The 13,173-nt window shown below is 68.8% G+C and carries 11 protein-coding genes; 2 read left to right on the top strand and 9 right to left on the bottom strand.

Going from position 1 to position 13,173, the window contains the following annotated elements; translation table 11 throughout:
• Positions 1–25: 25 nt before the first annotated feature.
• From PKKP23_RS06580 to PKKP23_RS06540, 9 genes are all read right to left on the bottom strand, one after another.
• Entirely contained in the window at positions 26–1,204 is a 1,179-nt protein-coding gene (locus PKKP23_RS06580) for a type II secretion system F family protein (RefSeq protein ID WP_126876273.1), read from the bottom strand.
• A 10-nt stretch (positions 1,205–1,214) separates the two neighbouring features.
• Positions 1,215–2,357, bottom strand: a complete 1,143-nt coding sequence (locus PKKP23_RS06575; RefSeq protein WP_126876272.1) for a type II secretion system F family protein — start codon at positions 2,355–2,357, stop codon at positions 1,215–1,217.
• Positions 2,302–3,729 (bottom strand): TadA family conjugal transfer-associated ATPase, encoded by a 1,428-nt coding sequence (locus PKKP23_RS06570; protein WP_126876271.1) that lies wholly within the window; start codon positions 3,727–3,729, stop codon positions 2,302–2,304. The genes PKKP23_RS06575 and PKKP23_RS06570 overlap by 56 nt, the downstream gene beginning before the upstream one ends.
• Positions 3,730–3,732: 3 nt before the next feature.
• Positions 3,733–4,995 carry a fimbrial protein gene (locus PKKP23_RS06565; protein ID WP_126876270.1) on the bottom strand — a complete coding sequence of 421 codons (1,263 nt, stop codon included), beginning with the start codon at positions 4,993–4,995 and terminating at the stop codon, positions 3,733–3,735.
• A gap of 108 nt (positions 4,996–5,103) precedes the next feature.
• Positions 5,104–6,465 (bottom strand): type II and III secretion system protein family protein, encoded by a 1,362-nt coding sequence (locus PKKP23_RS06560; protein WP_126876269.1) that lies wholly within the window; start codon positions 6,463–6,465, stop codon positions 5,104–5,106.
• 121 nt (positions 6,466–6,586) lie between these two features.
• The gene (gene cpaB, locus PKKP23_RS06555) at positions 6,587–7,543 is read right to left on the bottom strand and encodes a Flp pilus assembly protein CpaB (protein ID WP_126876268.1); all 957 of its coding nucleotides are present in this window, start codon (positions 7,541–7,543) and stop codon (positions 6,587–6,589) included.
• A gap of 46 nt (positions 7,544–7,589) precedes the next feature.
• Complete coding sequence (locus PKKP23_RS06550; RefSeq protein WP_126876267.1) at positions 7,590–8,165, bottom strand: TadE/TadG family type IV pilus assembly protein; 576 nt, start codon at positions 8,163–8,165, stop codon at positions 7,590–7,592.
• Positions 8,162–8,707 (bottom strand): A24 family peptidase, encoded by a 546-nt coding sequence (locus tag PKKP23_RS06545; protein WP_126876266.1) that lies wholly within the window; start codon positions 8,705–8,707, stop codon positions 8,162–8,164. Before PKKP23_RS06545 ends, PKKP23_RS06550 begins: the two co-directional genes overlap by 4 nt.
• A 95-nt stretch (positions 8,708–8,802) precedes the next feature.
• Complete coding sequence (locus tag PKKP23_RS06540) at positions 8,803–8,982, bottom strand: Flp family type IVb pilin (RefSeq protein ID WP_126876265.1); 180 nt, start codon at positions 8,980–8,982, stop codon at positions 8,803–8,805.
• Positions 8,983–9,786: 804 nt separating this feature from the next.
• Here PKKP23_RS06540 and PKKP23_RS06535 point away from each other — a divergent pair.
• Together PKKP23_RS06535 and PKKP23_RS06530 are read left to right on the top strand one after the other, a co-directional pair.
• Positions 9,787–11,355 (top strand): collagen-like triple helix repeat-containing protein, encoded by a 1,569-nt coding sequence (locus PKKP23_RS06535; RefSeq protein ID WP_126876264.1) that lies wholly within the window; start codon positions 9,787–9,789, stop codon positions 11,353–11,355.
• A 166-nt stretch (positions 11,356–11,521) separates the two neighbouring features.
• Positions 11,522–12,916: a collagen-like triple helix repeat-containing protein gene (locus PKKP23_RS06530; protein ID WP_126876263.1), complete on the top strand. Its 1,395-nt coding sequence runs from the start codon at positions 11,522–11,524 to the stop codon at positions 12,914–12,916.
• The last annotated feature ends 257 nt before the right edge of the window (positions 12,917–13,173 follow it).

Below are 13,173 nucleotides of genomic sequence, written 5' to 3'. Positions count from 1 at the left end.
GATCCCCGTGCCCTCGTGCGCAGTGCTACCGGTGCGGGTGCACTGACGCCAGCGAGTGCGTAACGGAGAGCACACCCGGCCCTGCGGTGACGATCAGCAGCGCGGGCAGCAGCGTGAGGATCATCACCGCGGTCATCTTCACGGTGAGCCGGCCGATGCGCTCGCGCAGCATCGCGCGCCGCACTTCGCGCAGGCGGTCGCCGAACTGCCGAAGCGGTTCCTGCACGGCGCCGCCGTGCCGGTCCACCTGGATCAGAAGCCGCACGACGGCGCGCAGGTCCTCGTTGTCGTAGCTCGATGCGAGCCGCTGCAGCGACTGCTCGCGCGTGCGGCCCGCCGTGAACTGACGCTGCGCGATTTCGAGTTCGCCCGCGAGCACCGGCAGCACGCCGCGAAATTCGTTGACGAGCACCTGGAGGCTCTGGTCGAGTGAAAGGCCCACGCCCTGCAGCAGGCGCAGCAGATCGACCAGCATGGGTAGCTCGTCCACCACGGCGCGCCGGCGCCCGGCTGCACGCCGCTGCACGTAGACCTTCGGCACCATGAAGCCGAGCACGAGCCCCGCCGCCGGCACGAAGAGCCGCATCACGCCGCTGCCCATCCAGTCGAACGCGGCCACGCCGCCGTGCATGAACCAGACGGCGAACGTCGCAACTGCAATCGCCGACGCCAGGCGCGCCATCAGGAAAAGCCCGCGCGAGCGGGCGTCCACGAAGCCGCATTGTTCGAGCAGACGCCGCTCTTCGTCGGCCACGGCCTGGCGGCCGAACGGCGTATCGAGCCAGCGCACGCCCGCGTCGGCCATGCGGTCCACCCATGCGGCGAGGCCGCGCGGCTGTGGGCGTTTGCCGGCGCCGCCCGCCGTTCGACTTGCGGCCTGCGCGGCAGAACCTGTCATGCCCGCCATGCCGTTCACGCCCGCGGCTGCAGCGGCGCTTGCGCGCGCCGCTGCGCCCGGACTGGCACCTGCAGCCGAACTCGCCGCGGTACCCACCGCGCCAGCCGGACGCATGCGCGCCGCCGCCTGGGCAGCAACAGAAGAAGACGCCATCGCCGCAGCCGCGGCCCGCGCCTCGAGCGCCATTGCGAGCGTGCGCGCGCTGCGCCTTGTGCCCGCGAGCCGCACCAGCGCATGCGCCGCGAGCAGCGCGCAGCCAAGCGCGCCCAGCACCAGCGCGGCGGTGAACAGCGACCCGGCGTTCATGTGCCGCTCCTCATGTGCCGCTCCGCAGGCGCGTGAGCCGGTACAGCATCCACGCGCCGAAGGCCTGCAGCCCGAACGCGACGAACACGAGCCGCCGCCCCGCCTCGTCGTACCACATCGTGCCGAAGTACTTCGGGTTCGTGAGCACGAGAAAGCCGCCGATGGCCAGCGGCAGCAACGCCAGCACGCAGGCCGAAAGCCGCGTCTCCGCCGACATCGCGGCAAGCTCGCGGCCCGCCTGTTCGAGGTCGCGCATGAAGGTCGCCATGCGATCGAGCATGACGTCCGCGCGTCCGCCGTATTTGACCGAGAGGCGCAGCACGGCGCCCACCAGTTCCAGTTCGCGCGTGCCGTACACGCCGGCCACGTGATAGAGCGCGCGGTCTATCTCCACGCCGCTGCGCAAGAGGCGCGAGACGTGGTCGAGGCACTCGCGCAGCGGTGCCTCGGTGGTTTGCAGCGCTGCCTGGAACGCGGCCGGCACGCTGTTGCCGAGCACGATGAGCCGCACGATGCCATCCAGAAACGACGGCAGCTGCCGCACGATTTTTTCGCGCCGCCGGTACGCCCGCCGCGACACGACGAAGCCGAGCCCGGCCGAAACGAATGCGAGCGTGGCCAGCACGCCCCACACGCCGCCGCGCGCAAACGCCCATATCGCGAGCGCCAGCGTGCCGAGTGACACGCAGAGCAACGGCATGCGCGCATTGCCGATGCCGGCGCGGCGCAACGTGTTGTCGATCGCGGTGATGACACGCGCCTTCCAGTACTGGACGTGCGCGACGAGCGGCGCGCCGCGGCCAGGGGTTGCGCTCATGAGCGTCTGGGCTGCCGCCGTAAATCTCGGCGCCGGGCGGGCCGCCTGGCTTGCGTGGGCGGCATGGGCCGAGTAGGGAGCCGCCTGTGCAGCGAGCCCAGCCTGTGCGGCGTGCAGCCCCTGCCCGGCAAGCGCCGCCCCCTGCGCCGCCGACGCCACACGGCTCTCCACGAAACGCGCGGCCGCCGCGCGGTCGCTGCGCTGCGCGCCGCTGCGCCAGAGCAACAGCGCCGCCGCCGCGCAGAGCAACGCGAAGGCCGCGATCAATAGCGCGACGGCGCTAGCCACGCGAGCCTCCGCCGCGTCCTCCGCCGAACCCTCCGCCAAAGCCGCCACCCGCCCCGCCGCCGAAGTCGCTACCGAAGCCGCCAGGCTCACCGCCGTAGTTGCCACCATAGCTGCCACCGTACCCACCACCCGCCCCCAGCGTCTGGCGGAAGCGCGCGAGCTTCGGCGAATGCGGATGGATGCCGAGCGACGTCCACTGGTCCACCTCTTCGCCCTCGGGCGTCGTGAGCGGCTCGTAGCGATAAAGCTCCTGCGTCGCGATGATGTTGTCCGCGAGCCCGGTGACCTCTGTCACCGACAGAATGCGGCGACGCCCGTTGGAAAGCCGCCCGATCTGCACGATGAAGTCGATGGCATTCGCGATCTGGCGGCGCAGGCTCGACTCGGTGCCCTGGAAGCCCGCGAAGCCCGCCAGCATTTCGAGGCGGTACAGGCACTCGCGCGGCGAACTGGCGTGCACGGTGCCCATCGATCCGTCGTGGCCCGTGTTCATGGCCTGGAGCATCTCCAGCACTTCGCCGCCGCGCACTTCGCCCACGATGATGCGGTCCGGCCGCATGCGCAGCGTGTTGCGCAGCAGGTCGCGAATCGAGACCACACCCGTGCCGTCGAAGCCGCCGGGCCGGCTCTCCAGCCGCACCACGTGCGGATGGTTGAGCGACAGTTCGGCCGTATCTTCGATCGTCACCACACGCTCCGGCTCAGGAATGTGGAACGCGAGCGCGTTGAGCAGCGACGTCTTGCCCGAACTCGTGCCGCCTGACACGAGCACGTTGCAGCGCGCGGCCACCGCCGCTTCGAGCAGCGCGCCGATCTCCGCGTTGTAGGTGCCGTTGCCGAGCAGGTCGTCGGGGCGCAGCGGATCTTTGCGGAACTTGCGGATGGAGACGACGGGGCCGTCGATGGAAAGCGGTTCGATCACCACGTTGATGCGCCCGCCGTCGGGCAGGCGCGCATCCACCATCGGGTTCGATTCGTCGAGACGCCGCCCGATGGGCGCGAGAATGCGCCGCACGATGCGCAAGAGATGCGCGTTGTCGGCGAAGCGCACGGGGATCTTCGTGAGCATGCCGTGGCGCGACACGTACACGTCGCTGTAGCCGTTCACGAGGATGTCTTCCACGGCCGGATCGTTGAGCAGGTCTTCGATCGGCCCGAAGCCCGCCAGCTCCTTGGTGAGCGCCTCGGCAATCTGGCGCACCTCGGCCTCGTTGATCGGGATGCGGCGCAGCCTCACGAAGCTGTCCATCTCCAGATCCACGAACTGACCGATCGCGTTGCGCGACCAGCGGCCGAACTCCGCGCCCAGCTCTTCGATGCGCGTAAGAAGATGCTCGTGCGCCGCGTTCTTGATGTCCTGGAACTGCTGGCTCTGCGCGAACATCGGCGTGTCGTCGGCGAACTCGATGTCTTTTGCCATCGTCTATGACCGCTTCGTTGAGGTTGGAAGAAGACGCCGCAGCGCCGCGAGAGCCGCGAGCGCCGGGTATGCGCGCGTGGCGCGGGCCGGCAGCCCCGCGCTCGCCGCAGGCCCGCCCAGCCGTTCGATCAGCGGTTCGAGCGCGCGCACGTACGGGTCGCGCGGCGAAGCGTCGGCCAGCAGCTGGCCGCGGTTCGCCGCCTGCCCGAGCGCCACGCGCCGCTCGGGCAGCACGGCAAGCAGCTCCACGTCGAGACGCTCTGCGATCTGCGCGGCGGTGAGATCGAGTTGCGGCTCGAAGCGGTTCACGACGAGCCGCACGCCGCTCGTATCCACGTCCTCGGCGCGCAGCGCATCGAGCACGCCCACCGCCGAGACGATCGACGCCACGCCCTGGTCGCATACGAGCCAGGTCTCGTCGGCGGCCTGCACGACCTGCGCGATGAACTCGCTGTTGGTGAAGCCGCCCAGATCTACGATCTGCTGGTCGAAAAACGCGCGCAGCCGCGCGAGCAACGCGAGCGACGACGCGTACGAGACCTCGCGCATCTCCGCGAGGTTCGGCGGCAGCGTGGTGAGCGCAAGGCCGCTCGTGTGGCGCGACAGCGCCGTGTGCACGAAGGTCTGATCGAAGCGGCGCACGTTGCGCACGGCCTCGACGAAATGGAATTCGCTGCGCGTATTGAGCAGCAAGGTGCCGTCGCCCGCGGGCAGGCCGAGATCGAGCAGCGCCGCCTGGCGGCCGAGCGCCGCGTCACGTCGTGCCAGCGTGACGGCGAGGTTCGCGGCGAGCGTGCTCACGCCCATACCGATGCGCGCGCCGAGCAGCACCGCGAGCCGGCCGTGGCGACTCACGGGCTCCACGAGGTTGTCGAGCACCTGGCGTGCGATGCGACGCGCGTCGTCGGCCGGCGCCGCCAGATCGACGAAATCGCGCACGCCGGCGCGCAGCGCGGCGAGCGCGCTTTCGGGTTCGGCAAGCGAGCCCACCGCGACGATCTGCAAGCCGGGATACGCAGCGCGCGCGGCCGCGACGGCGGCACTGGCCGCAGCCACGTGGCCGCCCGAAAAATCGACGAACACGAGCGACGGGTTGAGCGCCGCGATGCGCTGCGTGAGGAGCGTCGGGTCGAGCGTGACCGCGTCCACGGCGCCTACTGCCACGAGCGTGTCGGCCAGCCATTCCACGTGCGCGCCGGCCAGCGACGCGAACACGAAATAGTCGGCGACGGCGCGCTCAGTCAAAGCCTGCGTTCTCGCGTTCATGTTGGACTTCTCCCTGCGACCGGGTTGTCGTGCGCGGCGTGATTGGTTGCTGGGGCCATGGTGTCGACCATGACCATTGAGTCGTGAGCCGTCGTCGTGCCGGGGCGTTCATCGCGAGAACCCCGGCGCGGCATCGCGCGACAACGCGCCGCCAATGAACGAGCGCCACACGGAACCATCGCGCTGTTCGGCCTGCTCGCCCGGCGTCGCGGGCAAGGCCGCGCCTTTTGCGAGCGGCGAAACGAGATGCGGCGTCACGATGATCACCAGTTCCTTGTCGTTCTGCTGATAGTTGAGCTGCTTGAAGAACGCGCCGATCACGGGCAGGTCGCCGAGCACCGGCACCTTGTCCACGTTCGACGCGGTCTCGCGATCGATCAGCCCGCCAATCACGAAGCTCTCGCCGTCGCCCAGTTCCACGGTGGTGTCGGCGCGCCGCGTCGTGATGGCCGGCACCGCGATGCCGTTGATCGTGACGGCGTGCACGAAATCGAGCTGGCTCGCTTCAGGCGCGACCTTGAGCGCGATGCGCTGCGGCGAGAGCACCGTCGGCGTGAGCGTGAGCCCCACGCCATAGGGCTTGTATTCGATCGACGTGGTGCCGAGCGCCTGCGGCACCGGCACCGGAATCTCGCCGCCCGCGAGGAAGTTCGCGCTCTGGCCCGAGAGCGCGACGAGCGTGGGCTCGGCGAGAATGCGCGCGAGGTTGTTGCTCTCCATGAGGCTCAGGTCCGAGAAGATGCCGTGCGAGGCCGACTGGAACACGAGGTTGAACGCGGACGAAATCGGCGTCTGCAATACAGAGAGCTGGTTGTTGGAAACGGCTGTCGAAGAAGTCGGAGAAAACGTGCCGAACGAGAAGCCGTTGTTCTGGCGGAAGAAGTTGAAGCCCACCTGCTTCAACACCTGGCGGCTGAACTCGACCACGCGCACGTCCACCTGCACGACGGCGCGCGTGGCGATGGTCGACGTGTCGAACACTGTGCCGTCTTTGCCGATGGAGCCGTTGGCCGCCACCACGGCGCGCTGGTGCTTCTCGAGCGTGGGTGTCGAGCCGCCGATGAGCGCCGTGCCGCCCAGCACCTTGACGCTCGGCGTGTCGTCCGAAAGCAGCGCGCGCGCCGCGTTCGTCGTGACGTTCACGGTGTAGGTGACGGGCGCCTCGCGGTTGCGCTCCCAGAGCATCACGCTCGTCGTGCCCGCAGCCTTGCCGACGAGCAGCACGCCGCCGCCCGCACCCTTCACGATCAGCACGTCGGCCACCGATGGATCGCCCACCGCCACGCGCGTGAGCGCGTGACCGGCTGCGAGCGTCTGTTGCGCGCCCACGGTGAGATCGAGGGTCGGGTGCTGCGTGCCCGCGGCGGCGAGGCCCGAAGCCGGCGCCGCGCGCGCGTCGTTCGCCTGCGTGGCGAGCGCCATGCCCGCGAGGCAGAGTGCCATTGCAACTTTAACGATGCGTTTTGTCATGTTGTCGTGGATGTGTGGACGTGCGCGTCCGCATCCGCTCCCTGTTGCTCAACCGGCGCCCTTTTCATCTTCGAAGGCGTCCCACGGGGCTTCTGTCTGCCTCCCCTGCCTGATGCCGCTGCTACCACGCCACCGTTTCGGCGTGCCCTCCCCGAACGACTTCGATGCTGCCGCCGCGCCCGCTGCCCGTAGCCGCCGCGCCGCGTGTGGCGGCTGTCAGCACCGGCGCCGCGCGCGGCACGGCAGGCGCGCGGCTGCCGGAACCGGCGCCGCCCGCGAGTTCGTCGAGCGCGACGCCCGCGGCGGCCTGTGTGGAGCCTTGCAACGGCTCGCGCGATACCGTCTTCACCACGCCCGCATAAGGCGCGAACGCGGACGGGTCCGCCACCTCGTCGTCCTTCGGATTACGCAGCGCGAGCACGAGCCGGCCCGCGCTTTCGGCGAGCGTGAGCTTGTCGACGTCGGCCACGGGCACCGCGAGCACCGCGGTGCGTGCAACGCCATTCGGGTCCGCGCCGAAGCTGGTGTTACTGACCGCCGCGTTCTGCGCCGGGCTGCCGAACGCGAGCACGCGAACCTTCGACATCAGGAGGCGCGCCTGGGTACGGCCGATCTCGCCGCCCGCGCCCATGCCGCCGTCGCGCTTCAACGTGAAGAACACGTCCACCACGTTGCCGGCGCGCACCCGGTTACCCACCGCATTCGATTCGTCCACGCGCACGGCCACCGCGCGCTGGCCGGGCGCGATGCTGTCGGCCATGCCCGAAGAGAGCTGCGTTTCGAGCACCGGGGCATCCGGGGCGATGTCCGCGGTGGGCACGCGGCCGGCGACGAGCGTGGGGTCGCTGAACGCGCCGCCCGGATGAATGGGCAGCATCTGCACGCGCAGCGCCTCGGCGGAAACCGGCTTGCCGGCGACGAGCGTCTGCGTGGCGACCACGACCGGGAACGTCGCATGCGCCACAGCCGCCGTCTGCGGCGGCGTAGCGGGACGACGCGCCAGCATCCAGGCGAACCCGGCGAGCAGCAGCGCGAGCACGAGCAGCACGCCTGCGGTGATGCGGGTCAGGTTGGCCATGCGCGCCTCCTCTGGGAGCGGTCGTTCATGGCAGGCATGGCGTTCCTCACAGGATGTTCTCCGGATTGAGCTGCACGGTGGACTGCGTGACGATGGCGTCCGGTATTTTGAAATCGACGAGCGGCAGGCTGGGGACGAGCGGATGGTTCTTGTAGTCGTACGAGAGCTGAACCTGAACGCAGGTCATGGTGCTGTCGTAGCTGCAGTTCTGCGCCTGCGGGGAACAGGTCAAGGCACTGCTGCCGAGCCAGCTCGCGGCGTTGGTGGCGGCAAGACAAGCGGCGCTCGTGCGGGCCGCGAGCGCCGCGGTCATATCGGTGGCCTTCTGGTAGCGCAGCGCGGCGCGCGCGCCTTCCTCGGACGCAAGCGTGAGGCTCTGCTGCGCGACGAACACGAGGCTGTACGAGACAACCGCATACGCGATGGCGAAGAACACGGGAAACAGCAGCGCGAATTCAACGGCGGTGCTGCCTCGCTCGCGCAGACGCGTGTGTGTGCGCGTGCCGAGGGGCGCGCGACGCGGCGTGCTGCTGTCTGAACTCGCCTCGGTGGAGCGAACAGGAAAATGGGCGGTCCGCGTCGAGCGCAGTTTGATAGAGCCCGTACGCCGCAGCGCGTTCATCCAGCCACTCCCGCCGACAGGTGCAACGCGCGCAGCGCAAGCCATGCGATGGCAGGCACCGTGAGACACGCGGCGTAAGGCGTTCCGCGCGGCGTGCGCGGAACAAAGTCCGACGATGCTTGCTGCCCCGCGTGTGGCCCCGCGTGTGACCCCGATGAAGCCGTGCGTCCGCGCATCGCGACTCGCATCGTAAAGAGCAGCACGACGGCATGCACGCCGGCCGCGAGACTCGCCGCCACCCACAGGCCCAGCAGCGCATCGACCCCGCACCAGGCGCCCAGCACGGCGAAGACCTTGACGTCGGCGGCGCCCATCACGCCGAGCGCAAAGAACGGCATCAGCGCCACCAGCCCCACCGCGGCGCCTGCCAGCGCGCGCGCAGGCGTCATGCCGAAGGGACTACCGTGGACGAGCGCGAACGTTAGCGCGGCGATCAGGCCGACTGCGACGAGGGCATTCGGCACACGCCGGCTGCGGTAGTCGCACACGGCGACGGCCGCGGCCCACGCGGCGAACACGAGGCTGCTGACGAGCGGGTTCATGTCGGATCCGGCAGACAGCACCCTTCACGCGCGCCAATAGACGGCCCGCGCGAATTGCGCTGCTGCGTTCAATCAGGATCGTTGACGGCTACGCGTCAGGTGCCCTTCGCCGTATTGATCGACGACGCGATGTTATCGAAAACCGTTTTAAGGTTTGTGCCGATCGTCGTGACCCCGCCCACGATCAGCAATGCAATCAACCCCGCAATCAGCCCGTATTCAAGTGCGGTTACACCCCTGTTATCTCTCAGGAAACGCCCGGCGAACTTTTTCATTTTAGCCCTCGAAACTGCGTTTGAACTTTGTATGCGAATTGAAATTCGTACGCGCGCGCATATGACGGCCATTCACGGCTGTTCTTTGCAGCCGGGTTTGCCGATTCTTCTAGGAGCGCGTCGCTACATTAGCAGCTGAAATCAGCCGCGCACAGAGGATAGGATATCCGGTCCGATAATGCACCTCCCTCGTCAAACTCCGTATTCCCAGGCGTTATAACCGATCAATCGGCAAGAAGCAATTTCCCACCGAATTTTTTCCGACTTTTTTCGGTTTTTCCCAGCGACCTTTCCCTAATGTTTGGGGTAAGGCTTTCGTGCCGCTTTGCTGCGGTCTTGTCTGGCCGTGGTCTGGCCGTGGTCTGGTTATTTGTCTGCTTGTTGCCTCGCCCTTCCCTGCGACTTCTTTTTTCTGGCCCACCGTCGAGGCGGCGGTTCAAGCGCCAGAGAAGCGTAGCGGCAGATCAGATGCGAAACAGGTAGGGCTAACCATACGTTAGACGCGTTTCACTAATTCACCGTTGAACGCACGTTTCAAGCGTCGTGTAACCCCCGTTACGCATGCACGCGTAACGGGGGATCGGGCTCGTTACGTTACGCGGCCATTGAAAACGCATTAATTCGCCGCTTCTTCACCCCCATCGGATCGATACACGACATCACGCCAATAGCCGCAAAGCCGCGCGGGTTCTCGCTCTGCGTCTTGCGTGGCGAATCAGGCGCCGCGTTCGCGACTGAAATGGCATAGCTGTTGCAGAGAGTCTTCGCGCAAGACTTCCAACAACATGCTCATGCGAGGGCGAAATGCAGATTCAAACAATAGAGACCGGGCTGCGTACAACGACGATTGCGGCCACTGTAGTCGTCGTTCTTTCTCTGGCTGCTTGCGGCGGCTCGGGAACGTTGAGTTCGGGCACCGGGGGTGGCGCGGGGAGCGGCAGCAACGGAGCGATTTCTACGGGAGGCACGGGCTCGGGGGGAACGCAAAAGCCGGGGGGCGGCGATAACAACAATAACAACAACAATAACAACGGCACCACGCCCACCGCCAATGCAGCGGGCCAGGTGGTGGGCAATGCCGGCAACGTCGTGAGCGACGTGGGGTCGACGGTATCGAGCATCGGCAGCGTGATCGGCTCGCAAACGCTGCCCGGCGTCAGCACGCAGACCACCCAGGCCGCAGGCGGCATCGTGCAGAACGTGGGCGCGGCGGTTTCCACGCTCGGCAACGGCGTCACGCAGGGACTCGGCCAGCTCGGCACGGGCGGCAATTCCGTGGGCACCACGCTCGCGAGCGTCGGCGGCGCCGTGAGCAACGTGGGCGGCGCGGTAACGAGCGCCGGCAACCTCGTCACGAGCCTCGGCAGCGGACCGCTGGCGCCACTCGGCGCCGTGACGTCGCCGCTCGGCGGCGCAATCGACACGCTCGGCGGCGCCGTGACGAACGGCGGCGCCACGCTCACCAACGCCCTCTCCACAGGCCCCGTGCAGCAGATCACGCAACAGGTCAGCACCGCCATCACGCCAATCACGTCGATGGTGGCCGCGACCACGCAGACCGTTGGCACGACGACGGGCCTCGGGGCGCCCGTGGCCGGTCTGCTCGGCACGCTCGGCGGCGGACTGGAGAAAGGCGGCGCGCTCGTCGCGTCGTCGGCGGGCGGCAATCCGGTGGCAGCGAGCCTCGGCAACGTCGTCTCCGACACCGGCAAGACCGTGGCGTCGGTGGGCGGTCTCGTGACCGGCGGAACGGGTGGCAATCCGCTTGCGCCGCTCACCACGGCACTTGGCGGCCTGGGTGGGCTCAGCGGCGCCACAGGTGGATTGACGGGCGGCACCGGCAGCGGACCACTCGCGCCGCTCACGGGCGTGCTCTCGTCGGTGACGGGCGCGCTCAGCGGCGCGGCCGGTGGCGCGAGCAGTCCGCTCGCACCTGTGACCGGCCTCGTGAGCACGGTCACCGGGACGCTCAGCGGCGCGGCCGGTGGCGCGAGCAGTCCGCTCGCACCTGTGACCGGCCTCGTGAGCACGGTCACCGGGACGCTCAGCGGCGCGGCCGGCGGCACGGGCAGCGGCAACCCGCTCGCTCCCGTCACGGGACTGCTCGGCACGCTCACCGGCGCGTTGACGGGTGCGGCGGGCGGCACAGGCAGCGGCAATCCGCTCGCCCCGGTCACCGGCATCGTTTCGACGCTTGCCGGCGCGGCAACGAGCGCAACGTCGGGCGCAGCACCGGCGGCCACGTCGACCACGTCCGGCACGCCGGGCATTTCACTGACCTCGTCGAGCGGCGGCACCAACAGCGCGTCGAACCCGCTTTCGGGCGTGACGTCGCTCGTGGGCGGACTGCTCGGCGGCATCGCGAAGAAATGACGGCGCGAAATGATGACGTGAAGCGACGACGTGAAGCGACGACGTGAAACGACGACGCGAAACGACGTCGATGAATGACGGCAAGAAAAGACGCGTGAGGGCACGGGCATCACGCGAGGCAGACCACCCGCATCCCAAAGAAACTGAGAGAGACTGAGGAGCAACCATGACCCACCACTCAACCTTCACGTCGGGCCACGCACGGGCGGTCATCGCATCGCTGCGCGTGCCTGCCATCGCGCTCGCCGTGGCCTGCCTCGTGGCGGCCTGCGGCGGCAGCAGCGTCAACGCGCCGCCGGCCGCGGCTTCGAGCGGCGGCACCAGCGGGTCCGGCAGCGGTAGTCAGACGACGGCGGCGTCAACCGGCACATCCGGCGCGCTGACCACCGTCGCGAAGACGGCGGGCGACCTGGGCAGCACGATCGCTTCCACCACGATTCCGGGCGTGAGCCCGCAGGTCACGCAGGGTCTGGGCAATGCGGTATCGAGCACGGGCGGCGTGGTGGGTGCGCTCTCCGATGCGGTGAGCAACGGCATCGGCCAGACGGGGTCGACGGCCAATCCGGTGGGCACCACGGTCGCGGGACTCGGCTCGGTTGTCAGCGCAACGAGCGGCGTCGTGCAGGGGCTTTCCACGGCCGTGGGTGGCGTGGGCACGGGCAACCTCGCCCCGCTCTCGCCGGTCACGACGCCCGTCGCGGGCCTGCTCGCCAACACGGCGAACGCGGTCAACGCGGGAGGCGCGACGCTCGGCAATGCCCTGGGCTCGGCGCCGGTCCAGCAGATCACGCAGCCCGTGAGCACGGCGATCACGCCGCTCTTGCAGACGGTAAGCGATGTAACGCAGACGGCTGGCGTGACGACGGGCCTCGGTGTGCCGCTCTCGGGCGCGCTCGCGCAGGTGGGCGGCGCGTTGAAGCAAGCGGGCTCGACGGTGGGCGGCACGACCCAGAATCCGCTCGGCGCGGACGTGGGCAGCCTCGTGGGCTCGCTCGGCAACACGGTGACCAATGCGGGCGGTCTCGTGAACCCGAACGGACCGAACGGCGCCGCGCCCATTCCGGGCCTCATCACGAGCCTCGTGGGCAGCTCCAACGTGGGGGTCGCAAATGGTCCGCCCGCTGGCGGCTACAACCCGCTCACGCCGCTCTCGAACCTGCTCGCAAGCCTCGGGCTCGGCACGAACCCGCTCGGCTCGGCGACGTCGCTACTCACCGGCACGCCGCTCGCGCCGCTCGGTTCCGTGGCGGGATCGAATCCGCTTTCCACGTTGACCTCGTCGCTCACGGGCAGCGGCGCAGCCAGTCCGCTCGCGGGGCTCACGTCGGCGCTCGGCAGCGGGACGAGCGGCGCATCGAACCCGCTTTCCGCGGTCACGGGCGCCCTGGGTGGCGTGGGTAGCGCAGGCGGCACGGGCGGCAGCGCTCAGTTGCTCGCGCCGCTCACGGCAATCGTGAGTCAGGTGACGGGCACGCTCGGGACAGCGGCGGGCTCGAGTGCGGGCACGGGCTCCACGACGGGCGGCCTCTCGGCGCTCGGCGGCATTCTGCACAAGCAATGAGCTGAACGTGCGTGACGGCGCCGCGTGAATGCGGCGTCCGTCGACGCCTATGTCGCCGCGCGGACCGACTAGACCGACCAGAGCGACTAGACCGAGGACCAGCACGGCACGCGATCAAGGCGAGCGATGGTCCTCGCGATCGCGCTGCCCGGCAACATCGCACGCCGCAATGCTTCAGCGCTTCACAGATCACGCAGCAAGCAGCACACATCGAACAGCAGCGTTGCACACAACGCGCGCACAACAACAATGGCCTA

The sequence above is a fragment of the Paraburkholderia kururiensis JCM 10599 = LMG 19447 genome (genome assembly GCF_003986935.1).
In the GTDB taxonomy this organism is placed as follows: domain Bacteria; phylum Pseudomonadota; class Gammaproteobacteria; order Burkholderiales; family Burkholderiaceae; genus Paraburkholderia; species Paraburkholderia kururiensis.
This window is presented reverse-complemented; position numbering and strand designations above follow the sequence as displayed.